This is a genomic window from Antarcticirhabdus aurantiaca (genome assembly GCF_009765365.1).
In the GTDB taxonomy this organism is placed as follows: Bacteria; Pseudomonadota; Alphaproteobacteria; order Rhizobiales; family Rhizobiaceae; genus Antarcticirhabdus; species Antarcticirhabdus aurantiaca.
In genome coordinates, this window is the sequence record NZ_VTOM01000005.1 from 205989 (window position 1) to 229333 (window position 23345).

Consider the following 23345-nt stretch of genomic DNA (forward strand, 5'->3'; position numbering starts at 1 on the left):
CTCGCTCATGCCGCGATCTCCAGGTTGCCGGTCGCCGCGCGCACGAGGGTCTCGGGGCTCGCCTGGCTCCGCGCGAAGAGGCCGGCCTGCCGACCCTCGCGCATGACGAGGATGCGGTCGCTCATGCCGAGGATCTCCGGCAGCTCGGAGGAGACCATGACGACGGCGAGCCCCTGAGCGGCGAGCTCCGAGATGAAGGCGTAGACGGCGGCCTTCGAGCCGATGTCGATGCCCTTGGTCGGCTCGTCGAGGATGATGACCTTGGGGTTCGTCGCCAGCCACTTGCCGATGACGACCTTCTGCTGGTTGCCGCCGGACAGGTTCCCGACCGGCTGGTCGAGGCTCGCCGCGCGCAGGTCCAGGCGCTCGGCATAGGTGCGGGCGAGGGCGAACTCGCGCGCCGAATCGAGAAAGACGCCGCGGCTGGTCTTCTTCAGCGAGGCCAGCGAGATGTTGGCGACGATCGACATGGGCGGGATCGTGCCGTGGCGGCCGCGCTCTTCCGGCACGTAGACGAGGCCCGCCGCGATCGCCTCGTCCGGCGAGCGCGGTCGCACCTCGCGCCCCTCGATCGTCAGGCGCCCGCGCGAGGGCTTCGTCGCGCCGAAGAGCGCTTGGCTCAGCTCCGAGCGGCCGGCGCCGACCAACCCGTAGAGCCCGAGGATCTCGCCGCGGCGCAGGGTGAAGGAGATGCCGTCGAACTCGGTCGGATGGGCGTAGTCCTCGACGGTCATCACCGTCTCGCCGGGGGTCGTCTGCGTCTTGGGGAAGACTTCGTCCACGGGGCGGCCGACCATCAGGCGGACGATCTCGCGCTCGGAGGTCTCCTTCAGGACGCCCGCGCCGACCGAGCGGCCGTCGCGGAAGACGGCGTAGTCGTCGGCGACGCGGAAGACCTCCTCGAACTTGTGCGAGATGAAGAGGATGGCGGTGCCCTTGGCCTTGAGGCGCTCGACCACGGTGAAGAGCTCCTCCGCCTCCTTCTGGGAGAGCGCGGCGGTCGGCTCGTCCATGACGAGGACGCGGGCGTTGATCGAAAGCGCCCGAGCGACCGCGACGAGGTGGCGCTGGCCGATCGACAGGTCCTTGAGGCGCGTGCGCGGCCCGAAGGGCGCGTCGAGGGAATGGAGGATCGCGGCGGCCCTGGCGCGGGCGGCGGGCCAGTCGACGAGGCCGAGGCGGGTGCGCGGCATGTGACCGAGCCAGATGTTCTCGGCGACGGAGAGCTCGTCGAAGAGCACGGTCTCCTGGTGAATGGCGGTGATGCCGAGCGCTTCCGCGTCGCCCGCGCTCGCGAAGCGCACGGGGGCCCCGTCGACCCGGATCTCGCCGCCGTCGGGGCGGTAGAGGCCGGTCATGGTCTTCACCAGCGTCGACTTGCCCGCCCCGTTCTCGCCGATCAGCGCGGTGACGCGGCCGGGGCGGAGCTGGAGGTCGACCTCCGACAGCGCGCGGACGCCCGGAAAGACCTTGGTGATGCCGCGCATGTCGAGGATGGGGGCGGGGAGCATGGCGTGGGATCCGGGGTGGTGAGTTCGAAGCCACCTCCTTTTCAGAAAGGAGGCGCCTCCCCTCTCCCGCGCACGGGAGAGGGTGCCCCGAAGGGGCGGGGGAGGGTTTTTCCAGGGTGCGCGGCAGGCGCGCCCAGTCCATCGGAAGCGCGGCGGCCGGGAGACCCTCATCCGCCTGCCGGCACCTTCTTCCGATACGGGAGAAGGGAGCGGTGTCTCCGCCGCTCCCTTTCCGGTCGTTCTCAGAAGATCTTCGAGAACTCGTCGATGTTCGAGGCGTCGTAGGTGAAGGGCTCGGACATGGCGGCCTCGGCGCCTTCGCCGACCGTGATCTCGCCCATGCGGCCGGCCTTCAGCTTCTGCCCCGGCTCGACCTTGGTGATGTCGCCCTCGACGAGGTCATGGGCGAGCATGGCGGCGGAATAGCCGAGATCGATCGGGTTCCAGATGGCGAAGGACTTCGATGTTCCCGCCTTGATCGCGCCGGCCATCTCGGAAGGGAGGCCGAGGCCGGTGACGAAGACCTGGCCGGTCTTGCCGGCATCCGCGACGGCCTGGGCGGCCGCGACGATGCCGACCGAGGTCGGGGCGATGATGACCTTCACCTCGGGATGGGCCTGGAGGAGAGCGGTCGCTTCGCGGTAGCTCTTGTCCGACAGGTCGTCGCCGTAGACGGTGGTGACGATGTTGATGCCGGGATAGTTCGGGAGCGCCTTCTTCATCTCCTCGATCCAGACGTTCTGGTTGGTCGAGGTGGCAGTAGCCGAAAGGATCGCGACGTCGCCCTTGCCCTCGGGGAGGGCTGCGGCGGCGAGCTTCAGGCAGGTCTCGCCGATCAGCGCGTTGGAGGAGGGGTTGAGGTGCATGATGCGCCCCTCGGGCGCGACGCCCGAATCCCAGGAGATCACCTTGATCCCGCGATCCATGGCGCGCTTGAGGACGGGCGCGAGGGCGTCGGGGTCGTTGGCCGAAACGGCGATGGCGTCGACGCGCTGCGAGACGAGCGAGTTCAGGACCTCGATCTGGCCTTCGGCGGTGGTCGTCGTCGGGCCGGTATAGATGATCTCGGTGTTGCCGAGCTCCTTGGCGGCTTCCTCGGCGCCCTTGTTGGCGGCGTCGAAGAAGCCGTTGCCGAGCGACTTGACGACGAGCGCGATGCGCGTCGGCTCCTGCGCGGACGCCGCGCCGCCCATCAGCGCGACGGCGAAGGCGGCGCTGAGCGCCAGGGTCTTTATCAGGGACATGCGTTTCTCCTCCCGGGTTGCATGCGATGGGTCATCGGCGGCCGCGGCAAGCCCCGCGGCCGGATCTCGTCAGGCGGCGCCGACCTCGCGGGGCACCGCATCCGTCCCGCTCGCGCGGGCGACGATCAGGCGAACGCCCGCCGCCTCGATCATCGCGGCGGCCGCGTCGGGGATGTTCTCGTCGGTGACGATCGTCGAGACCGTCTCCAGGGGCGCGACGATCATGGCCGAGCGGGCGGCGAACTTGGTGGAATCCACCAGCACCACCAGCTCCTCGGCCTGGCGCATCAGGCGCTGCTCGCTCTGGACGATCAGCGGCTCGCTCTCGGCGACGCCGAGGTGCGACACGGCCTGCGCGCCCATGAACATCAGCCGCGCGCCGAAATGCTTGATGCCGTCGGCCTCGAAGGGGCTGAGGATCAGGCTCTGGTCGCGATAGACCGCGCCCGCCGGCAGGAGCACCGTGCACTTGGAATGCTTCACCAGGTGCTCGGCGATGCCGAAGGAGTTGGTCATCACCTGGACCTGACGGCCGCCGAGGAAATGGACCATCTGGAAGGTCGTGGTGCCGCCGTTGAGGATGATCGCGTCGCCGTCGCGGCACAGCTCCGCCGCGGCGCGCGCGATGGCCCGCTTCTCGCGCTGGTTCAGTCCTTCCGCGACGCGGAAGGGCCGGCCGGCGATCTGGCCGTAGGGCGAGGGGTTCAAGGGCTCGGCGCCGCCGCGCACCCGGCGCAGCTTCTTCTGCAGCGCCAGCTCGGCGATGTCGCGCCGGATCGTCGCCTCCGAGGCGCCGGTCAGCTCCGACAGCTCGGAAACGGTCGCGATCGACCGGTTGCCGACCGCTCCCAGAATGATCCGATGGCGCTCGCGCTCGTGCATCGAAGCTGCGTCCTCCCCGACGACGAAATCATCCGCTTTCCCGATGATTGTCAATCAACATCGAGCAGAAATAATCATGTTGCATCGCACAATGATCGATCGTGATCGAAATTGTTGACTTGTGCGCGGATTGGGCGGAGAGGTTGGCGGATGGACGAGGGCGCCGCGGTTTGAGCCGGGAGAAGCGCGCCCGATCGATTCGGGAGGAGCTGCCCCATGTCGGACTCGACGCCTAAGAACCGCCTCGCCAACCTGTGGGACGACGCCAAGGCGGCCGCCATGGACGAGCCGGGGCGGCTCCTCTACCGCTCGAACCTTCTCGGTTCCGACAAGCGCATCACCAATTACGGCGGCGGCAACACCTCGGCCAAGGTCGAGATGGCCGACCCGCTGACCGGCGAGCCGGTGACGGTGCTCTGGGTGAAGGGCTCAGGGGGAGACGTCGGCACGATGAAGCTCGACGGCTTCTCGACGCTCTACCAGGACAAGCTCGAAGCGCTTCGCGGCATCTACAAGGGCGTGGAAATGGAGGACGCGATGGTGGGCTATCTCCCCCATTGCACCTTCAACCTCAACCCGCGCGCCGCCTCCATCGACACGCCTCTCCACGCCTACCTGCCTTACGCCCACGTCGATCACATGCACCCCGACGCGGTGATCGCCATCGCCGCGACGAAGAACAGCCGCGAGCTGACGCGCCGCATCTACGGCGAGGAGATCGGCTGGCTCCCCTGGCGCCGCCCCGGCTTCCAGCTCGGCCTGGATCTCTCACGCTTCGCGCGGGAGAACCCGAATGCCAAGGGCGTCGTCCTGGAGAGCCACGGGCTCTTCACTTGGGGTCCCACCGCCAGGGAGTGCTACGAGACGACGCTCCGCATCATCAACCGCGCGATCGAGTGGTTCGAAGGGGAACTCTCCGGCAAGCCTGCCTTCGGCGGGCTCGTCGTGCGAGCCGCCGACCCGCAGGCGCGCCGCGCGGCGGCGGCCAAGCTCATGCCCGCCATCCGCGGCTTCATCGGCGGGGACGAGAAGAAGGTCGGCCACTTCGACGATTCGCCGGCCGTCCTCGACTTCGTCGGCTCGCGCGACTTCGAGCCCCTGGCGGCGCTCGGCACGTCCTGCCCCGACCACTTCCTGCGCACCAAGATCCGCCCGCTAGTCCTGCCCTTTGATCCCGCCACCGGCGATCTCGACGGGCTCGTCGCCGCGCTGCCCCAGGCGATCGAGGACTATCGCGCCGGCTACGCCGCCTATTACGAGCGTTGCCGCCACGCGGACTCTCCGGCGATCCGCGATCCCAACGCGGTGATCTACCTCGTGGCCGGCATCGGCATGATCGCCTTCGCCAAGGACAAGGCGACGGCGCGCATCGCCTCGGAGTTCTACGTCAACGCGATCAACGTGATGCGCGGCGCGTCCGGCGTCGACACCTATCAGGGCCTGCCCGAGCAGGAGGCCTTCGACATCGAGTACTGGCTCCTGGAGGAGGCGAAGCTTCAGCGCATGCCGAAGCCCAAGAGCCTTGCCGGGCGCGTCGCGCTGGTGACGGGCGGGGCAGGCGGCATCGGCCGCGCCACGGCCGAGCGGCTGATGGGGGAGGGCGCCTGCGTCGTCCTCGCCGACATCGACGCCGGCGCGCTGGAGGAGGCGCGGGCCGACTTCGCCAAGCGCTACGGTTCCGACCAGGTCCGCACCGTCCGCTTCGACGTCACCGACGAGGCGGCGGTCGCGGCCGGCTTCGCCGACGCCTTCGCCGAATATGGCGGGCTCGACATCCTCGTCTCCAATGCCGGCATCGCCTCGGCCGCGCCGATCGAGACGACCGAGCTGTCGGTCTGGAACCGCAACATCTCGATCCTCGGCACCGGCTACTTCCTCGTCTCGCGCGAAGCCTTCCGCCTGTTCCGCCGCCAGAAGCTCGGCGGCAACGTCGTCTTCATCGCTTCCAAGAACGGCCTCGCCGCCTCGCCCGGCGCCTCCGCCTACTGCGCCGCCAAGGCCGCCGAGATCCACCTCGCCCGCTGCCTGGCGCTGGAAGGCGCGGAGGCCGGCATCCGCGTCAACGTCGTGAACCCCGACGCGGTCCTGCGCGGCTCGAAGATCTGGTCCGGCGAATGGCGCGAGCAGCGCGCCGCCTCCTCCAGGCTCGAAGTCGACCAGCTGGAGGAGCACTACCGCAACCGCTCGCTCCTCAAGCGCTCGGTCTATCCCGAAGACATCGCGGAGGGCGTCTACTTCCTCGCCTCGGACCTGTCGGCCAAATCCACCGGCAACATCCTCAACGTCGACGCCGGCAACGCCCAGAGCTTCACGCGCTGAGGCTTCGCTTCTCGAGTGCGGCCGATCCGCTGTCCCTTTCTCCCGCCCACGGGAGAGGGGAAGCGCCCCCATCTGACATGCCGAGGGAGGACCCATCATGACCGATCTGCCGATCGCGGCCGACATCGTCGAGACCGCAAACGCCCAAGCCCGCGCCGATCACGAGGCCGACTACGCGGCGCTCGGCGAGAAGCTCGCGCGCCGCGGCGTCGACGTGGAGGCCGTCACCGCCAAGGTCGTCGACTTCGCCGTCGCCGTGCCCTCCTGGGGCGTCGGCACCGGCGGCACGCGCTTCGCCCGCTTTCCCGGGGGCGGCGAGCCGCGCGGCATCTTCGAGAAGCTCGACGACTGCGCCGTCATCCACCAGCTGACGCGCGCGACGCCCGCCGTCTCGCTGCACATCCCCTGGGACAAGGCGGACCCGGCCGCCCTGAAGGAGAAGGCCGCCTCGCTCGGCATCACCTTCGACGCGATGAACTCCAACACCTTCCAGGACCATCCCGACGATCCGAACCAGCCGCTCTCCTACAAGTACGGCTCGCTCTCCCACACCGACCCGGCCGTGCGCGAGCAGGCGATCGCCCACAATGTCGAGACGATCGAGATCGGCCAGGCCATCGGCTCCAAGGCGCTGACGGTCTGGATCGGCGACGGCTCGAACTTTCCCGGCCAGTCGGACCTCGGCCGCGCCTTCGACCGCTATCTCGACTCGATGAAGGCGATCGCCGCCCGGCTCCCGGCGGACTGGCGCATCTTCTCCGAGCACAAGATGTACGAGCCGGCCTTCTACTCGACCGTCGTCCAGGACTGGGGCACGAGCCTCATGACGGCGCAGGAGCTGGGCTCCCAGGCCTTCTGCCTCGTCGACCTCGGCCACCACGCGCCCAACGTCAACATCGAGCAGATCGTCACGCGCCTGATCCGGGCGGGCAAGCTCGGCGGCTTTCACTTCAACGATTCGAAGTACGGCGACGACGATCTCGATTCCGGCTCCATCGATCCCTTCCGCCTGTTCCTGGTCTTCAACGAGCTGGTCGGCGCGGGATCGACGCTCGATCGCCTGTCGCCGGCCTACATGATCGACCAGTCGCACAACGTGACCGACCCGATCGAGAGCCTGATCCGCTCCGCGAACGAGATCCGCCGCGCCTATGCGCAGGCGCTCCTCGTCGATCGCGCGGGCCTCGCCGCCTTCCAGGAGGCGAACGACGCGATGATGGCCTCGGAGACGCTGAAGAGCGCCTTCCGCCTCGACGTCGAGCCGATCCTCGCCGAGGCACGGCGCCGGGCGGGCGGCGCCATCGACCCCGTCGCCGCCTATCGCGCGAGCGGCTACCGCGCGGGCGTCGCAGCCGAGCGCCCGGCCTCCAAGAGCGGTGGCGGCGGCATCGTCTGACGGGTCGATGCACGCTGAGGGCGAGGCCGGCGGAGCAGGCTTTCGGAGCCTTTCCGCTCGCCGCAATCTATTCTGTCCTAATCGATTAGTTATTGAGAAATAAACACTTTTCAGCTTTTGTATGACGTAATTGCGTCAGGGGCGCCCGCCTTCGCAAAGACTTTCCCGCGAAAAAAGCTTCACCTTATCATTGCGCTCGAAAAAACCGATCGTATCTAAGCCCGGCGCGCCGTGGGCGCCGGGCGCGGAGCTTCGTCTGCCGCTCCGGGTGCCACGCAAGGTCGCGCGACGATCGTGGATCCGGCGAGCGAGCCTCGCGCGGGTCCTTTTGCTGCAACACGCGGCGGAGAGACCGCCAGGAGGCATAGACGTTGGAACAGCCGGTTTCGGAAGCAGCGGCCAGCACGGCCATCACCGGCATATCGCCGGACGTAGTGCCGACCTGGGTCTGGCTGGCGACGGTGGGCGCGATCGCGGCGCTGTTCATCTTCGACTTCTTCACCCACGTGCGCAAGCCGCACGAGCCTACCTTCAAGGAATCGGCCCTCTGGTCGACCTTCTACGTGGCGCTCGCTCTCCTTTTCGGCTGGGGCGTCTGGCACTTCTGGGATCGCGAGCACGGCATCGAGTACTTCGCCGGCTTCATCACCGAGAAGTCGCTCTCCGTCGACAATCTCTTCGTCTTCGTGATCATCATGAAGAGCTTCGCGGTGCCGCGCGCCTACCAGCAGAAGGCGCTGCTCATCGGCATCGTGATCGCGCTGATCATGCGCGGCATCTTCATCGCGGCGGGCGCCGCGGCCATCGAGCGCTTCTCCTGGGTGTTCTACATCTTCGGCCTCTTCCTCCTCTGGACGGCCTGGAAGCTCATCGTCGAGAGCATGAAGCACCAGAAGTCGACCGACGAGGAGTACGAGCCGAACGCCATCGTGAAGTACTTCCAGCGCCACCTGCCTACGGTGCCCGACTTCCGCGGCAACGCGCTGACGGTGATCGAGAACGGCAAGCGCTACTTCACCCCGATGTTCATCGTGATCCTGGCGCTCGGCATGACCGATCTCCTGTTCGCGCTGGACTCGATCCCCGCGATCTACGGCCTGACCGACGCGCCCTATATCGTGTTCACGGCCAATGCCTTCGCGCTGCTGGGCCTTCTCCAGCTCTACTTCCTGATCGGCGGCCTTCTTGATCGCCTGGTTTATCTCGGCATCGGCCTGTCGCTCATCCTCGCCTTCATCGGCCTGAAGCTGATCGTCCACGCCGTCGAGGCGAACACGCTGCCCTTCATCAACGACGGCCAGCCGGTCGAGGTGCCGGGCTGGATGCACATCGAGATCGAGCAGTCGCTCCTGGTGATCGTCTCGATCCTCGTGATCACGACGGTGGCGAGCCTTCTCAAGAGCCGATCGGACGCCCGCAAGGGCGTTTGATCCCCGATCGCCACGATCGAAACCCTGGAAAAGCCGGCGCGAGCCGGCTTTTCTTCGTTTCGACGGGTGCCTGGCCGTTGCCGGATGACCGCCGGGCGCTTTCTTCGCCTCGCATGGCCGTCTTCTTCACCGCCGACACCCATTTCGACGATCCGCGCATCCTGCGGATCGACAAGCGACCCTTCGCGAGCCTGCCCGAGCACGATGCAGGGTTGATCGCCAACTGGAACGCCGTCGTTTCCCCGGCCGACACCGTGTTCCACCTCGGCGACTTCGCGCGGGGAACGCCCGCGGCAAAGGCCGCGATCCTCGATCGCCTCGCCGGCGAGAAGCACCTGATCAGCGGCAACAACGACGACGAGGCGACCCTGGCGCTGTCCGGCTGGCGGAGCGTCTCGGCCTATCGCGAGATCGACCTGGACGGGCGCCGCCTGATCCTGTGCCACTACGCCTTCCGCACCTGGAACGCGATGGGCAAGGGCTCGCTCGACCTCCACGGCCATTCCCACGGCAAGCTCACGCCCCAGCCGCGCCAGTACGACGTCGGCGTCGACGCGCAGGGCTTCAAACCCGTGACGCTGGCCGAGATCCTCGTTTCGCGCCGGGGGCGGGCGGCCCCCAACAAGGGCGTCGCCCGCGGACGCGCTTCAGGCGCTGCGTCGCAGACGTAAGGCCGCCGCGGGTCGCCTCTTGGCCGTCGGCGTCGGGGCGGGCGAGACCGCCTGTGCCCAGACCGGCACCGGACGCACCGGGGACTCCGCGCTCTCTGCCAGGCGGAAGGCTGCGGCCTGCGCGCTGAGGCGGCCGGCCTCGGCGGCCAGTTGCTCGGACGTCGCGGACATTTCGCCGGCAGCCCCGGCGTTCTGCTGCGTGACCTGATCGAGCTGCTGGATGGCCTGGTTGATCTGCTCGATGCCGATCGTCTGCTCGCGGCAGGCCGCCGAGATCTCGGAGATCAGATCCGCCGTCCGGGCGATGTCCGGCAGCAGCGCCGTCAGCGTGCCCCCGGCCTCTTCCGACGCCCTCAGCGTCGAGGTCGACAGCTCGCCGATCTCGGCCGCCGCGGCCTGCGAGCGCTCGGCGAGCTTCCTCACCTCCAAGGCGACGACGGCAAAGCCCTTGCCGTAGGAACCGGCGCGCGCCGCCTCGATCGCCGCGTTGAGGGCGAGGAGATCGGTCTGGCGGGCGATCTCCTGCACCACCGCGATCTTCTCGGCGATGGCACGCATCGCTTCCACGGCCTGGCCAACCGCCTCGCCGGACCGGCGGGCGCCGTTGCTGGCGGCCTGCGCGATGGTTTCGGTCTGGGCGGCGTTGTCGGCGTTCTGGCGGATGTTGGCGGTCATCTCCTCCATGGCGGCGCTCGCCTGCTCGGAGGCCGCCGCCTGCTCGCTCGCGCCGGAGGAGAGCTGTGCGGTCGTCGCGGAGGCCTGTCCGGCCCCGCCCGACACCTGCTCCGACGAGGCGGTGATGATGCCGAGCGTGTCCGAGATCGTCCGGCGCATCCGCTCCATGGCGCGGGCGAGCTCGCCGATCTCGTCGCGCCGGCCAAGGCCGCCCACCGCCTCCCGGAAGTCGCCCTCGGCGAGCCGTTCCATCTGCCGAGCCGAGGCGCCCAGAGGCCGCACCGCGCGGCGATGGAACCAAGCCAGGCCGAGCGCGAGGATCGCCAGGGCGCCGAAGGCGGCGGCGATGCAAAGGGTGGTGTAGAGCCGCGTCTGCGCCGCGGCCGTGGCCTCCCGGCTCTCCAGATAGGCGCCGGCGCGCGCGACGAAGTCGCGGACGGCCTCGTCATGCGCGCGGAACCGCGCCCGGAGCGCGGGCAGAGCGGCTGCGGCGCCCGCGGCGTCGCCGGTCCGCCAGCGCGGCGCCATCTCGTCGTCGAGATCCGACCAGAAGGCGTCCCCGGTCGACGCGATGCCGGTCTCCAGCGCGTTCATCAGGTCGGCCGGCAGGTCGGAGCGCCGCCAATGGTCGAGGCGCTCGTCGTAGCCGCGCTTCAGCGTCGCGAGCTTGTCTAGGTTGCCCGCGGAGTCGCTCGGCTCGGCAAGCGTCTCCAGCATCGTCGCATAGGCTTCCACGAGGTAGAGCGGCGGCGGCGCGGCATCGGCGATCGCGTCCTTTCCGGCGATGATCGCGCCGTAGGCCGGCCCGTTCACCCGCAGCTTCTCGAAGGCGAGCCCCTGGGTGCCGACGGCTACGGCGACGCCCGAAGCGACGACGACGCCGAAGACGCCGAGGGAATGCGAGATCTTCATGGTCGTGGTTCCCCTCGTCGGGACCGCGACTGTCCACCCGACGCGACCATCTTGGCGTGTGCTGATGAACAAAGATTGAGCAGAATGCCGGCTCGGTAGACAATCAGGCAAGCGATGCTTCTCGCCTCGATCGTGCTGGCGTCCGCCTCCTGCATGTTCGGCTCGCACGCTCTTGCGCGGGGGAGCCTCGGCCTCTAGGTTGCGTCCCGCTCACACGGGGTGCCCTTCGCCAAGGGGCTGAGAGGCCGGTCGCACCGGCAAACCCGACGAACCTGATCCGGCTCGCACCGGCGGAGGGATGGAGAGCTTTCGCGGGATGCCTGTCGGTCCTCGCGCATCGCGCCGTCTTTTCGATCAACCGAGAAGAAAAGGCGCCTATCCCATGCGCATGTCCCGTTCACCCCTCCTGCCGCTTCTCGCGGCCGTGTTCGGCCTCGCCGCCCCGGCCGCGGCGCAGGAGAAGCCGGTTCTCACCGTCTACACCTATGACAGCTTCGCCGCCGAATGGGGGCCGGGGCCGAAGATCGAGGCGGCCTTCGAGGAAACCTGCGCCTGCGACCTCAACTTCGTGGGGCTCGCCGATGGCGTCGCCATCCTCAACCGCCTGAGGCTGGAGGGCGCGACCTCGCCGGCCGACCTCGCGCTCGGCATGACCACCGACATGGTGCCGGAGATGAAGGCGAGCGGCCTGTTCGCGCCGAGCGGCGTCGACGTCTCGAAGACCGTCGTGCCCGGGAATTTCCGCGACGATACCTTCGTGCCCTTCGACTACAGCTACCTCGCGGTGATGGTGGACACCCAAAGCGGCGCGGCGGTGCCGACGAGCTTCGACGACCTCGTCAACGGCGACCCGTCGCAGAAGATCGCGATCCAGGACCCGCGCTCCTCGACGCCGGGCCTCGGCCTCATGCTGTGGATGAAGGCCGTCTACGGCGACGAGGCCGCGGCCAAGTGGAAGCAGCTCTCGAACCGCATCCTCACCGTCACGCCCGGCTGGAGCGAGAGCTACAACCTCTTCACCAAGGGCGAGGTGCCGCTCGTCCTGTCCTACACGACGTCGGAGGCCTACCACGTCATCGAGGAGGGAACGGACCGCTACAAGGCCGCGGCCTTCGCAGAAGGCCAGTACGTCCAGGTCGAGGTCGCCGGCCGCCTGACGGGCTCGAAGAACCCGGAACTGGCGGCGCGCTTCCTCGCCTTCATCCTGACGCCCGAGTTCCAGAACGTCATCCCGACGACGAACTGGGCCTATCCCGTGATCGCGGACGCCGCGCCGCTGCCGGAGGCCTTCGCCGCCCTGCCGAAGGTCGAGAAGCCGCTTGCCATCGATCCCGAAACGGTGGCGGCCAACCGCGAAGCCTGGACCGCCGAATGGCTGGCGGCGATCGGGCGCTGAGCCCGGCGGGCACCGTGCGACGAGGCGCGGCCGGCGGGGCCGAGGCGCGCGACCGGCACGTCCGGCTCGGCCTCGGGCTCGCCGCGAGCCTCCTTCTGGCTGGTCTTCTCGGCGGCGCGTTCCTCGTGCTGCTCCTCACCTCGGATGCGGTGCCGGACCCCCTCGCCGTCCTCGCCGATCCGTATCTGCGCGCCGTCACCGGCTTCACGCTCCTGCAGGCGGGCCTCTCGGCGCTCCTGTCGGTCGCGGGCGGCGTGCCGCTCGGCCTCGCGCTTCACCGGACGCGCTTTGCGGGCAGGGCGCTCGTTCTGCGCCTGCTTCTCCTGCCGCAGGTCCTGCCGGTTCTCGTCGGCGCGCTCGGCATCGTCGCGGTCTGGGGCTTCAACGGCCTCGTCTCCGACGCCCTCGCAGCGCTCGGCTTGGCCCGGATCAACGTCTACGGACTCGCCGGCATCCTTCTCGCCCACGCCTTCTTCAACCTGCCGCTCGTCGCGCGCATGGTGGTCGGCGCGCTCGACGGTGTGCCGGCCGAGCGCTGGAAGCTCGCCGGCCAACTCGGTCTCGGCCGGCTCGCCACCTTTCGGATCGTCGAGGCGCCGGCGCTTCGCGCCGTTCTGCCCGGCGCCTTCGGCCTCGTCTTCATGCTCTGCGCGACGAGCTTCACCCTCGTTCTTGTTCTCGGCGGCGGGCCGGCGGCCTCGACGCTGCAGGTTGCGATCTATAAGGCGCTGTCGCTCGATTTCGCGGCCGGGAACGCCGTCGCGCTCTGCCTCGTCCAGGTTTCGCTGACGGCGCTCGTGCTTCTCGCCCTGTCGCGCTTGCCCGGGCGCGAGGCCGGCGGTTTCACGCTCGGCGCCGCGCCCCGCCGCTACGACCGGCCGAGCCGGCTGGCCTCCGCCGCGGACACCGCGGTTCTTTTCCTCGGCCTCCTCTTCGTCGGCGCCCCCTTCGCCGCGATTCTTCTGGGCGGCCTCGGCTCCGATCTTGGACCGCTTCTCGCCAATCCTGCGGTTCACCGCGCCACGCTGACGAGCCTTGTTGTCGGCCTGTGCGCGGCGAGCCTCGCCGTTCTTCTCTCGCTCGCGCTTCTTGCCGCCGGGCGCGAGCGGCCGGGCTCGGCGTTCGAGATCGGCCCGAGCCTCGTTCTCGTCGTGCCCCCGGTGGTGGTCGGCGCCGGCTGGTTCCTCGTCCTGCGGCAGGTGACGGACGTCTACGCCGCCGCCCCTTACGTCGTCGTCGCGACCAACGCGGCCATGTCCGTTCCCTTCGTCACCCGCATCGTCGGGCCCGCCCTCGCCGCCGCCCATGCGGGGCAGGACCGGCTCGCCCGCTCGCTCGGCCTCTTCGGCCTCGCGCGCTGGCGCCTCGTCGACTGGCCGGCCGCGCGCCGCCCTCTGACGCTCGCCTTCGCCTTCGCCTTCGCCTTGTCGCTCGGCGACCTCGGCGCCATCGCCCTCTTCGGCAGCCCGGATTTCCAGACCTTGCCCTTCCTCCTCTACCAGCGCCTCGGCAGCTACCGCTCCACCGACGGCGAGGGGCTCGCCTTGCTTCTCGGCGTCGTCTGCCTCGCCCTCATGCTTCTCGCCGAGCGCGGCGCGGCGCCGAGCGTCCGAAGGCCCCTGGCATGAGCGGCGAGGCGATCCGCTTCGAGGGCGCGACGCGGCGCCTCGACGGCTTCGAGGCCGTGTTCGACCTTTCGGTGGCGGCCGGCACCTGGCTCGGCATCATCGGGCCGAGCGGGGCGGGCAAGTCGACGCTCCTCGACATGGCCGCGGGCTTCTCGGACCTCGACGCCGGCCGCGTCGCGATGTTCGGCGCGGACATGGCCGGGATCGCGCCGGCCGACCGGCCGCTCGCCATGGTGTTCCAGGAGAACAACCTGTTTCCCGGCCTCGACGCCTTCCGCAACGCTGCGCTCGGCCTGACACCCCGGCTGCGCCTGTCCGCCGCGGAACGCGCCGAGGTCGCGGACATGCTGGAGCGGGTCGGCCTGGCCGACAAGGCCGGCCGGCGCCCGCACGAACTGTCGGGCGGCGAGCGCGGGCGCGTCGCGCTCGCCCGGGCCTTTCTCAGCCGCCGCCCGATCCTCGCCCTCGACGAGCCCTTCGCCGCCCTCGGGCCGGCTCTGCGGGCCGAGATGCTGGCGCTCCTCGCCGACCTGCGCGTATCGGGTTCGGGCGAGGGCACGCCCCGCACCATCCTCATGGTGACGCACCATCCCGAGGACGCCGTGGCCCACGCGGATCGCATCGCCTTCGTCGAGAACGGGCGCGTCGCGCTGGAAGGGCCGGCGCACACCCTGTTGTCGCAGCGCAACGATGCGCGTCTCGATCGCTATCTCGGACCCGGTCGCGGCGAAACGTGACGCATTTCCAACGAAATCCGTCCATAATCCTCCCCCACCGCTCGACGGGGAAGCGGTTGTCCGTCGGTTGGCGGGTTTTACACTGGACGGGCTGCATCAAGACGTGGTTTCGACTGGCTGGACGTTCGAACGAAACGGGAATCGATCGGGCATGGCATCCTTTCCGCGCGCGGGCGGACACTCGCAGACGGTCCGTCGGCGCGCCCTGTGGCGCGCCACGCGCGCGCTTGCCTGCGGCGCGGGCCTGACGCTTCTCGCCTCCTGCACCACGTTCGAGGCCGGGCTCGACGACTTCGCCGGCGGCGACGTCCAGAAGACCGGCTACATGCCGGGACCCACCCGCCAGCCCGTCACCTTCGAGAACATCCAGGCGGGAGACCCGCAATCGGTGATCGGGCGCTCGCAGCACCCGAAAATCCTCGCCGCCTATGGCGGCGCCTATTCCGATCCGAAGCTCGAGCAGGCGCTGGCGGCCATCGTCGGACCGCTCGCCTCCGTGTCCGACGATCCGAACCGCGCCTACCGGATCACCGTCCTCAACTCGCCCAACGTCAACGCCTTCGCGCTGCCGGGCGGCTACCTCTACATCACCCGCGGCCTTCTCGCGCTCGCCAACGATTCGGCCGAAGTCGCGGCGGTGATCGCCCACGAGATGGCGCATGTCGCCGCCAATCACGGCATCGAGCGCCAGCAGCGCGAGCAGGCGGCGGAGCTGGCCAGCCGCGTCGTCACCGAAGTCCTGTCGAGCGACGCCGAGGGGCGCGCGGCGGTGGCGCGCAACCGCCTGAGCCTTGCCTCCTTCTCGCGCAACCAGGAGCTCCAGGCCGACGCGATCGGCATCCGCCACGTCGCGCGCGCCGGCTACGACCCCGCCGCCGCCGCCCGCTTCCTGATGGCGATGGACTCCTATTCGAGCTTCCGCAACGCCTTCCAGGCGACCAATCCGAACCTCGACTTCCTCGCCTCGCACCCCGCCGCCCCGCAGCGCATCGAGCTCGCCCGGCGCCACGCGCAGGAATTCGCCTCGCAAGGGGCGGGGCGCGTCGATCGCGGGCGCCTCCTCGACGGCATCGACGGCATGCTGTTCGGCGATTCGGCCGCCGAGGGCTACGTGCGCGGCCGGCAGTTCTTCCATCCGGGCCTTGGCATCGCCTTCACCGTGCCGGACGGCTTCATGATCGACAACACCGCCGAGGCGGTGCTGGCGACGGGGCCGGGCGACACGGCGATCCGCTTCGACGGCGTCGCCCTGCCGGCGTCCACCAGCCTCTCCACCTACGTGTCGAGCGGCTGGATCGGCGGGCTCGACCGGGCCTCCATCCGCCAGACCCGCATCGCCGGCCTGGAGGCCGTTTCGGCGCGGGCGCGCGGCGGCGAATACGCCTTCGACGTCACCGTGATCCGCGTCGGCGGCCAGGTCTACCGCTTCCTCACCGCCATGCCGGCGAGCGGCGAGGCGCGGCTCGCGGGCGTCGCGGAGGGCGTCGCGAGTTCCTTCCGCATCCTCAGCGCGGCGGACAAGGCGGCCTTGAAGCCCCTGCGCATCCGGGTCGTCACCGCCGGTGCGGGCGACACCGAGCAGACGCTCGCTGCCCGCATGATCGGCTTCGACCGCAAGGTCGAGATGTTCCGCCTCCTCAACGACGTCGATGCCAGCCGTCCCGTGCGGGCCGGCGAGCGCTACAAGATCGTCGCGGAGTAGGGCCTGCCCGGAAGGCCCCGCTCGATTGTTGCGGGAAACGCGCAGCAGCCATGCATTTGTAGTCACGAGCTTTTGCCGCGTTGACTCGCCATATGGCGGGCTATAATGCGCCGCAACCTCATCGTTGATGAAAAGCGCGACTGTCCTGTGGATTCCACCCTGACGCCCGGTCGCGCCGCGACGGTCCGGATCATCCGGATCGCCTCGCCACACGCCAAAGCGAACCCGACCCTTTGAACATGACGCCTGACGCGATCGATGCGCGTTCCGCCGGCCCGTCGCGCGGGGCGGCCGCATCATGACGTTCGAGACCGCTCCGGCCTCGGCGGCCATGTCCCGGCTCGACAGCCACTCGCCTCACGGCGGGCGCCGCGACCTCTTCGGCCTGATGCTGGGCAGCGTCGGTATCGTCTACGGCGATATCGGGACGAGCCCGCTCTACGCCATGAAGGAGTCGCTGCTCCATGTCGGGCACGCGCCGACGTCGGCGGAGATCGTCGGCATCGTGTCGTTGCTCGTCTGGTCGCTGATCATCGTCGTGACGCTGAAATACGTCGTTCTGGTCCTGCGCGCCGACAATCACGGCGAGGGCGGGGCGCTGGCGCTGATGGCGCTCGCCCAGCGCGCCTTCACGCGTCCGAGCGCGGTCATCCTGTTTCTCGGCACCCTCGGCGCCGCCCTCTTCTACGGCGACGCCATCCTGACCCCCGCCGTGTCCGTTTTGTCGGCCGTCGAAGGCCTCAAGGTCACGACGCCGGGCCTCGACGCCTATGTCGTGCCGATCGCCGTCGCCCTGATCATCGGCCTCTACGCCGTCCAGTCCTTCGGAACGGGCAAGGTCGCGGGCTTCTTCGGCCCGATCATGACGACGTGGTTCCTCACGCTCGCAGTGATCGGCGTCTGGCATCTCAGCCAGAACCCGGCGATCCTGGAAGCCCTCAACCCCTTGAACGCTCTCTGGTTCATGACGAGCCACGGCATCGTCGGCTTCACCGTGCTCGGCTCGGTGTTCCTGGCCGTCACGGGCGCGGAGGCGCTCTACGCCGATCTCGGCCATTTCGGCAAGAAGCCGATCCGCCTCGCCTGGCTCTTCATCGTCGGCCCCTCGCTGATCCTCAACTATCTCGGCCAGGGCGCGCTGGCGCTCTCCGACACCTCCGTCCTCGAGAACCTCTTCTTCCTGTCGGCGCCCGAATGGGGGCGCCTGCCGCTCGTCCTCCTCGCGACCGCCGCGACCATCATCGCGGGCCAGGCGGTGATCACCGGCGCCTTCTCCCTGACCCAGCAGGCGATCCAGCTCGGCCTCCTGCCGCGGCTCGAGATCGAGCACACCTCCGAGAAGGAGCAGGGCCAGATCTACCTGCCGACGATCAACTGGCTGATGATGTTCGGCGTCGTCCTCCTGATCCTGTCCTTCGGCTCCTCCTCGGCGCTCGCCTCGGCCTACGGCATCGCCGTCACCGGCACGATGATCGTCACCAGCCTCATGGCGATCGTGGTCTTCGCCTACTGCTGGCACTGGGGGCTGGCGCTCGCGGTTCTCGTCGTCGCGCCCTTCCTGATGATCGACGCGGCCTTCCTCACGGCCAACCTCCTGAAGCTCTTCGACGGCGGCTACCTGCCGCTCCTCATCGCCGGCGTGGTGATGACGCTGATGGCCGTCTGGATCCGCGGCACGCGCCTCGCCACACGCCGCGCGACGGAGGGCAGCGAGTCCATGGCGGACTTCGCCCGGATCGTCGCGCGCTCCTCCTCGATCACCCGCGTGCCGGGCACGGCGATGTTCCTCACCTCGACGCCCGAGCTCGTGCCGGACGCGCTGCGCCACAACCTCAAGCACAACCGCGTCCTTCACGAGAGCAACGTCATCCTCACCGTGCGCACGGTGGCGGCGCCCTACGTGATGGAGAGCGAGCGGGTGAACCTGACGCGCCTCGACGACAACTTCTGGACGCTGGAGCTGCGCTACGGCTTCCTCGAGGAGCCGAACATCCTGAAGGCTCTCATCCACGTGCGCGAGGGCATCAAGTTCGACATCATGTCGACGACCTTCTTCGTCGGCCGCCGCTCGATCAAGCCCGGCCGCAGCCACCTGATGCCGCGCTGGCAGCGCGCGCTCTTCATCAAGATGGCCCGCCACTCCTACGACGCGATCGACTACTTCCAGATCCCGGCGAACCGCGTCGTCGAACTCGGCACCCGCGTGAACCTGTAAGGGGAACCCCATGTCGCCCGACGTCGATCCCGCCCCGGGCGCAAGCGAGCTTCCGCCCCGCGTCGACGTCGCGGTGATCGGCGCGGGCATCGCCGGCACCTCGACGGCGCTGTTTCTGCGCCGCAAGGGCCTCTCCGTCGCGCTGATCGAGAAGGGCCGGGTCGGGGGCGAGCAGTCCAGCCGGAACTGGGGCTGGTGCCGCGCCATGGGCCGCGATCACCGCGAGATCCCGCTGATCCAGGAGTCCCTGCGCATCTGGAAGCGCATGGACGGCCTCGTCGGCGAGGACGTCGGCTTCCGCAATTGCGGCATCCTCTATCTCTGCCGGACCAAGGCCGAGATGGAGGCTTACGCGCCCTGGCTGGAGCAGTCGGAGCGGCACCAGATCGGCTCGCGCCTGATCGCCCCCGCCGAGGTGCGCCAGCTCATGCCGGGATTTCGCGGCGCGGTCGCCGGCGCGCTCTGGACGGCGAGCGACGGGCGGGCCGAGCCGTCGCGCGCGAGCCCCGCGATCGCCCGCGCCTTCGCGGCCGAGGGCGGCACGCTCCTGACAAACTGCGCCGTGCGCGCGCTCGACATGCAGGCCGGGCGCGTCTCCGGCGTCGTCACCGAGCGCGGGCGCATCGCGGCGAACGCGGTCGTTCTGGCGGGCGGCGCCTGGTCGCGGCTCTTCTGCGGCAATGCCGGCATCGACCTGCCGCAGCTCAAGGTGCTGGGCTCGGTGATCCGCACCCATCCGATCGCGAACGGGCCGGACCAGTCGGCCGCGGGCGACCACTACGCCTTTCGCCGCCGCGCCGACGGCGGCTACAACGTCGCCCATGGCGGCCGTTCCACCGTCGACGTCGTGCCGGACAGCTTCCGCCTGTTCTCCGCCTTCCTTCCGGCGCTGCGCTCCGAGCGCAAGGGTCTGAAGCTGCGCGTGTCGAAGCGCTTCCTCGAGGAATGGCGCACGGTGCGACGTTGGTCGGCCGACGAGGAAACGCCCTTCGAGCGCGAGCGCGTGCTCGACCCCGAGCCGGACGGCAAGCTGCTGCGCCAAGCCTTCGACGCCTTCCGCGCCTCGAACGCCGCCTTCGCGCAGGCCCGCGAGCATTCGCGTTGGGGCGGCCTCATCGACGTCACGCCCGACGCCGTGCCGGTGATCTCCGGCATCGACGCGCTGCCCGGCTTCTTCGTCGCGACGGGGTTCTCCGGCCACGGCTTCGGCATCGGTCCGGGCGCCGGCCGGCTGATGGCCGACCTCGTCGCGGGCGACGATCCCGTGGTGGACCCCGCGCCCTTCCGCTTCGGGCGCTTCCGGGACGGGACGCCGACGCTCATCGACGCCGGCTTCTGATCAAGCGGCCGCGAGATCGCGCAGCAGCGCCGCGTAGGCCCGGCCGACATCCGCTTCCGTATAGCCCGCGAGCACCCGCGCCCGCGCCGAGGCGCCCATCGCGCGGGCGCGCGCCGGATCGGCGGCGAGGCGGATCATCGCCTCCGCCAGCGCCTGCGCGTCGCCCGGCGGCACCACGAAGCCGTCGAGCCCGTCGCGCACGAAGGCGCCGCAGCCCGGCACTGCCGTCGTCAGCATGGCGCGCCCCGCCGCGGCACCTTCGAGAAGGCTGCGCGGCAGGCCCTCGCCGCCGCGGGACGGCAGGCAGCAGACGTGATGCTCGCGCCAGACGGCGGGCACGTCGCTCGTTCGCCCGTGGATCGTCAGCCCCTCGACCTCCCGCCACTCGGCGAGAGCCTGCGCCGACACGCTTTTCGGGTTGGCCGGGTCGGCCTCGCCGAACAGCGACAGCGTCACCGCCGCGCCCCGGCCGCGCGCGATGCGCAGCGCCTCGACGGCGACGTCGATGCCCTTCGTCCAAAGGAGCCGCGACACGATCGCGACGCGCAGGGGCGGCGCCTCTAGCCAAGCCTCGGGATCGAACAGCGCCGGATCGACGCCGGCGCCGCCGACGAGGACGGTGCGCGGGTCGCCGGCCGCGAGGCCCAGGAAGGCCGCGTCATCAGGGTTTTCGAGGAGGTAGCGCGTGGCGCGCGATTCCAGCGGGCCCCGCACCAGCCGGCGCAGGACGCCGCGCGCCGCGCGCCGCGCCGGATCGTTCGCCGCGCCGAGGAAGCCGAGGCCCGTCAGCGCGAAGATGCGCCGCTCGATGCCTGCGAGGCGCGCGGCGAGACCGCCCGTGACGATGCTCTTGATCGCGATGCAGTGGACGATGTCCGGCTGCTCGGCCCTGAGGATCGCGGCGAGCCGGCGCACCGCGCTTCCCAGCGCGAGCGGCCCGACCGCCCGCCGCTCGGCCGGCAGGTCGACGACCCGCGCGCCGAGCGCCTCGATCGCCGCGGCGGCGGCGCTGCGCCGCGCGATCACCACCACCTCGAAGCCGTCCGCGACGGCAGCGCGGGCCATCGGCAGGAAATGCGAAGCGAAGAACCAGTCCTCCGTGGCCACGAAGGCGAGCTTGCGCGGCGTGCGAGCGCGGTTCTGCGGCGTTGGTTGGGGTGGCGGCGTCATGTCCATGCCAGCCTCTAGCCCAGCCCCGACCGCGGGGCAAAGAACGCCGCGGCCGAGCGCACCCTTTGCGCATCGTCGCGGATGCTGCGATGGATGGAGCACGTGGTGCGCGGGGAGGCTGGCGGGCGCATGATCGATCTTTCGGATCTCGTGGACGCGGCGCTGCTCGGCGGGCGCGAGGTCATGCGGGTCTATGCCGGCGGCTTCGAGACGCGGCGCAAGGCCGACGACACGCCCGTCACGGAGGCCGACCATGCCAGCGAGCGCGTCGTCGTCGCGGCTCTCGCCCGGATCGCGCCGGGCGTGCCGGTGGTGGCCGAGGAGGCCGCGTCGGAGGGGCGCGTGCCCGATCACGCGGAGCGCTTCATCCTCCTCGACCCGCTCGACGGCACCCGCGAGTTCTGCCAGCGCAGCGGCGAGTTCACCGTCAATATCGGCCTCGTGGAAAACGGGGTGCCGGTCGCCGGGGTGATCCTCGCGCCCGCCCTCGGCCTGCTTTATGCCGGGCGGCTGGGCAAGGGGGCGTTTCGCGCCGCGGTCGATGCCGACGGCGTCGCCGGCGCGCCCGAGCCGATCGCGACGCGGCGGGCGCCGTCCGCCCTCGTCGTCGCCGCCAGCCGCTCGCACGGCGTCGAGGCCGCCTCGGCCTTCGCCGCGCGCCTGCCTGTCGAGCGCTTCGTCCAACGCGGCTCCTCGCTGAAATACGGCCTCGTCGCGGAAGGGGCGGCCGATCTCTACCCGCGCTTCGGCCGGACGATGGAATGGGACACGGCCGCGGGCGAGGCGATCCTCGTGGCGGCCGGCGGCGGCGTGTTGCGCCTCGACGGCTCGCCCCTCGGCTACGGCAAACGGGGGCGGGCGGACGCGATCGACTTCGCCAATCCCGACTTCCTGGCCTACGGCGATCCGGCGCTCGTCGCACGCCTTTTCGAGGCCGGCTGACGAACCGCCCCCATGCCGAGAATCCGCCGCCTTTGCGGCGTAGCGGCTGATCTTTCGCGCCGATCCGGCCACCGCGCCGGCATCGGCGACAAGCAGACGGAAGTGTTTCATGTCCAAGGCCGGCATCGCAGCCCAGCCGACGAGCGCCACGATCGCGTCGGCGATCGACACCCTGTCCGTGGAGATGGCGGGCCTTCAGAGCCTCCAGGCCGCGCTGGGCGGCGAGCTCGGGCCGGCGCTGGAGCGGGTGGTCGAGCTGGTGATCGCCTCCAAGGGGCGCCTCATCGTCTCGGGCATGGGCAAGAGCGGTCATGTCGGGCGCAAGATCGCTGCGACGCTGACCTCGACCGGCACGCCGAGCTTCTTCCTGCACCCGGCCGAGGCGAGCCACGGGGATCTGGGCATGGTGACCAAGGACGACGTCGTCCTGGCGCTGTCCTGGTCGGGCGAATCGCGCGAGCTCGGCGACGTCATCAGCTATGCCAAGCGCTACGGCGTTCCCCTGATCGCGGTGACGAGCCGGGCCGATTCGACCCTCGGCAAGGCGGCCGACGTGCCGCTGATCCTGCCCAAGGCCGCCGAGGCCTGCCCGCACGGCCTCGCGCCCACCACCTCGACGCTGCTCCAGCTGGCGCTCGGCGACGTCATCGCGGTCGCGCTCCTGCGCCAGCGCGACTTCACGCCCGCCAACTTCCACCGCTTCCATCCCGGCGGCAAGCTCGGCTCTTCGCTGAGATCCGTCGGCGACCTGATGCGCCGGCCGGGGCACATCGCGGCGGTGACGCCCGACCAGGACATGCGCACCGTGATCCTCGCCATGACCAGCCACAGCGTCGGCTCGGCGATCGTGGTCGACGGTGCGGAGGCGGTTCTCGGCATCATCACCGACGGCGACCTGCGCCGGCACATGGGAAGCGACCTCATGGTCAAGACCGCCGGCGAGATCATGACGCCCGGTCCCGTGACCTGCCCGCCCGACATGCTCGGCAGCGCCGCGCTCGCCCTGATGAGCCGGCACAAGGTCAACGCGCTCGCCGTGGTTGAGAATCGCCGCCTCGTCGGCATGCTGACCATGCACACGCTGCTCGCCGCCGGCATCTCCTGAAAAGCGCGCCCGGCGTGCAGAGGTCGCACGCCGGGCGCGAAGTCGTGTCGAGGCTTGTGAAAAACTCGTCC

The 23345-nt window shown here is 70.0% G+C and carries 17 protein-coding genes and 1 riboswitch; of the genes, 12 read left to right on the forward strand and 5 right to left on the reverse strand.

Features of this window, described 5'->3' with window-relative positions; all coding sequences use genetic code 11:
• Positions 1 to 5: 5 nt before the first annotated feature.
• The 3 genes from FZN60_RS08005 to FZN60_RS08015 all read right to left on the reverse strand — a co-directional run bounded on the left by FZN60_RS08005 (position 6) and on the right by FZN60_RS08015 (position 3637).
• Positions 6 to 1511, reverse strand: coding sequence for a sugar ABC transporter ATP-binding protein (locus FZN60_RS08005; protein ID WP_158872910.1), 1506 nt, complete (start codon positions 1509 to 1511; stop codon positions 6 to 8).
• 242 nt (positions 1512 to 1753) lie between these two features.
• Positions 1754 to 2755 carry a rhamnose ABC transporter substrate-binding protein gene (gene rhaS / locus FZN60_RS08010; RefSeq protein ID WP_158872912.1) on the reverse strand — a complete coding sequence of 334 codons (1002 nt, stop codon included), beginning with the start codon at positions 2753 to 2755 and terminating at the stop codon, positions 1754 to 1756.
• 69 nt (positions 2756 to 2824) lie between these two features.
• Positions 2825 to 3637 carry a DeoR/GlpR family DNA-binding transcription regulator gene (locus tag FZN60_RS08015; protein WP_158872914.1) on the reverse strand — a complete coding sequence of 271 codons (813 nt, stop codon included), beginning with the start codon at positions 3635 to 3637 and terminating at the stop codon, positions 2825 to 2827.
• A 216-nt stretch (positions 3638 to 3853) separates the two neighbouring features.
• Here FZN60_RS08015 and FZN60_RS08020 point away from each other — a divergent pair, with 216 nt between their 5' ends.
• From FZN60_RS08020 to FZN60_RS08035, 4 genes are all read left to right on the forward strand, one after another.
• On the forward strand, positions 3854 to 5956 hold the full coding sequence (locus tag FZN60_RS08020; protein ID WP_158872916.1) for a bifunctional rhamnulose-1-phosphate aldolase/short-chain dehydrogenase: 2103 nt from the start codon (positions 3854 to 3856) through the stop codon (positions 5954 to 5956).
• A 97-nt stretch (positions 5957 to 6053) separates the two neighbouring features.
• Complete coding sequence (gene rhaI, locus FZN60_RS08025; RefSeq protein WP_158872918.1) at positions 6054 to 7352, forward strand: L-rhamnose catabolism isomerase; 1299 nt, start codon at positions 6054 to 6056, stop codon at positions 7350 to 7352.
• Between the two features lie 371 nt (positions 7353 to 7723).
• The gene (locus tag FZN60_RS08030) at positions 7724 to 8782 is read left to right on the forward strand and encodes a TerC/Alx family metal homeostasis membrane protein (protein ID WP_246726646.1); all 1059 of its coding nucleotides are present in this window, start codon (positions 7724 to 7726) and stop codon (positions 8780 to 8782) included.
• A 113-nt stretch (positions 8783 to 8895) separates the two neighbouring features.
• Entirely contained in the window at positions 8896 to 9453 is a 558-nt protein-coding gene (locus FZN60_RS08035) for a metallophosphoesterase family protein (protein ID WP_158872920.1), read from the forward strand.
• Here FZN60_RS08035 and FZN60_RS08040 read toward each other — a convergent pair.
• Complete coding sequence (locus FZN60_RS08040) at positions 9430 to 11040, reverse strand: methyl-accepting chemotaxis protein (RefSeq protein ID WP_199266515.1); 1611 nt, start codon at positions 11038 to 11040, stop codon at positions 9430 to 9432. The genes FZN60_RS08035 and FZN60_RS08040 overlap by 24 nt on opposite strands.
• 205 nt (positions 11041 to 11245) lie before the next feature.
• Positions 11246 to 11356, forward strand: a riboswitch (TPP riboswitch).
• Positions 11357 to 11428: 72 nt separating this feature from the next.
• On the opposite strand from FZN60_RS08040, the gene thiB reads away from it, so the two are divergent.
• The 6 genes from thiB to FZN60_RS08070 all read left to right on the forward strand — a co-directional run bounded on the left by thiB (position 11429) and on the right by FZN60_RS08070 (position 20057).
• Positions 11429 to 12436, forward strand: a complete 1008-nt coding sequence (thiB, locus tag FZN60_RS08045; RefSeq protein WP_422570311.1) for a thiamine ABC transporter substrate binding subunit — start codon at positions 11429 to 11431, stop codon at positions 12434 to 12436.
• Positions 12412 to 14064 carry an ABC transporter permease subunit gene (locus FZN60_RS08050; protein WP_158872924.1) on the forward strand — a complete coding sequence of 551 codons (1653 nt, stop codon included), beginning with the start codon at positions 12412 to 12414 and terminating at the stop codon, positions 14062 to 14064. Before thiB ends, FZN60_RS08050 begins: the two co-directional genes overlap by 25 nt.
• Positions 14061 to 14801, forward strand: coding sequence for a thiamine ABC transporter ATP-binding protein (locus tag FZN60_RS08055; RefSeq protein WP_158872926.1), 741 nt, complete (start codon positions 14061 to 14063; stop codon positions 14799 to 14801). Before FZN60_RS08050 ends, FZN60_RS08055 begins: the two co-directional genes overlap by 4 nt.
• Positions 14802 to 14952: 151 nt before the next feature.
• A complete protein-coding gene (locus FZN60_RS08060) occupies positions 14953 to 16503 on the forward strand; it encodes a M48 family metalloprotease (protein ID WP_158872928.1) in 1551 nt (516 codons plus the stop codon).
• A 298-nt stretch (positions 16504 to 16801) separates the two neighbouring features.
• The gene (locus tag FZN60_RS08065) at positions 16802 to 18718 is read left to right on the forward strand and encodes a potassium transporter Kup (RefSeq protein ID WP_158872930.1); all 1917 of its coding nucleotides are present in this window, start codon (positions 16802 to 16804) and stop codon (positions 18716 to 18718) included.
• A 10-nt stretch (positions 18719 to 18728) separates the two neighbouring features.
• Positions 18729 to 20057: an NAD(P)/FAD-dependent oxidoreductase gene (locus FZN60_RS08070; RefSeq protein WP_158872932.1), complete on the forward strand. Its 1329-nt coding sequence runs from the start codon at positions 18729 to 18731 to the stop codon at positions 20055 to 20057.
• Here FZN60_RS08070 and FZN60_RS08075 read toward each other — a convergent pair whose 3' ends face one another.
• A complete protein-coding gene (locus tag FZN60_RS08075; protein WP_246726647.1) occupies positions 20058 to 21233 on the reverse strand; it encodes a glycosyltransferase family 4 protein in 1176 nt (391 codons plus the stop codon). It lies immediately after the preceding gene.
• A gap of 123 nt (positions 21234 to 21356) precedes the next feature.
• On the opposite strand from FZN60_RS08075, the gene cysQ reads away from it, so the two are divergent.
• Together cysQ and FZN60_RS08085 are read left to right on the forward strand one after the other, a co-directional pair.
• Positions 21357 to 22169 carry a 3'(2'),5'-bisphosphate nucleotidase CysQ gene (cysQ, locus tag FZN60_RS08080; RefSeq protein WP_158872934.1) on the forward strand — a complete coding sequence of 271 codons (813 nt, stop codon included), beginning with the start codon at positions 21357 to 21359 and terminating at the stop codon, positions 22167 to 22169.
• A 109-nt stretch (positions 22170 to 22278) separates the two neighbouring features.
• Entirely contained in the window at positions 22279 to 23274 is a 996-nt protein-coding gene (locus FZN60_RS08085) for a KpsF/GutQ family sugar-phosphate isomerase (protein ID WP_158872936.1), read from the forward strand.
• The last annotated feature ends 71 nt before the right edge of the window (positions 23275 to 23345 follow it).

Excerpts from the sequence above, each read along its gene's own strand:
- FZN60_RS08005 (WP_158872910.1), bottom strand. The coding sequence starts at position 1,511 with ATGCTCCCCGCCCCCATCCTCGACATGCGCGGCATCACCAAGGTCTTT.
- rhaS (WP_158872912.1), bottom strand. The coding sequence starts at position 2,755 with ATGTCCCTGATAAAGACCCTGGCGCTCAGCGCCGCCTTCGCCGTCGCG.
- FZN60_RS08015 (WP_158872914.1), bottom strand. The coding sequence starts at position 3,637 with ATGCACGAGCGCGAGCGCCATCGGATCATTCTGGGAGCGGTCGGCAAC.
- FZN60_RS08020 (WP_158872916.1), top strand. The coding sequence starts at position 3,854 with ATGTCGGACTCGACGCCTAAGAACCGCCTCGCCAACCTGTGGGACGAC.
- rhaI (WP_158872918.1), top strand. The coding sequence starts at position 6,054 with ATGACCGATCTGCCGATCGCGGCCGACATCGTCGAGACCGCAAACGCC.
- FZN60_RS08035 (WP_158872920.1), top strand. The coding sequence starts at position 8,896 with ATGGCCGTCTTCTTCACCGCCGACACCCATTTCGACGATCCGCGCATC.
- FZN60_RS08040 (WP_199266515.1), bottom strand. The coding sequence starts at position 11,040 with ATGAAGATCTCGCATTCCCTCGGCGTCTTCGGCGTCGTCGTCGCTTCG.
- thiB (WP_422570311.1), top strand. The coding sequence starts at position 11,429 with ATGTCCCGTTCACCCCTCCTGCCGCTTCTCGCGGCCGTGTTCGGCCTC.
- FZN60_RS08050 (WP_158872924.1), top strand. The coding sequence starts at position 12,412 with ATGGCTGGCGGCGATCGGGCGCTGAGCCCGGCGGGCACCGTGCGACGA.
- FZN60_RS08055 (WP_158872926.1), top strand. The coding sequence starts at position 14,061 with ATGAGCGGCGAGGCGATCCGCTTCGAGGGCGCGACGCGGCGCCTCGAC.
- FZN60_RS08060 (WP_158872928.1), top strand. The coding sequence starts at position 14,953 with ATGGCATCCTTTCCGCGCGCGGGCGGACACTCGCAGACGGTCCGTCGG.
- FZN60_RS08065 (WP_158872930.1), top strand. The coding sequence starts at position 16,802 with ATGACGTTCGAGACCGCTCCGGCCTCGGCGGCCATGTCCCGGCTCGAC.
- FZN60_RS08070 (WP_158872932.1), top strand. The coding sequence starts at position 18,729 with ATGTCGCCCGACGTCGATCCCGCCCCGGGCGCAAGCGAGCTTCCGCCC.
- FZN60_RS08075 (WP_246726647.1), bottom strand. The coding sequence starts at position 21,233 with ATGGACATGACGCCGCCACCCCAACCAACGCCGCAGAACCGCGCTCGC.
- cysQ (WP_158872934.1), top strand. The coding sequence starts at position 21,357 with ATGATCGATCTTTCGGATCTCGTGGACGCGGCGCTGCTCGGCGGGCGC.
- FZN60_RS08085 (WP_158872936.1), top strand. The coding sequence starts at position 22,279 with ATGTCCAAGGCCGGCATCGCAGCCCAGCCGACGAGCGCCACGATCGCG.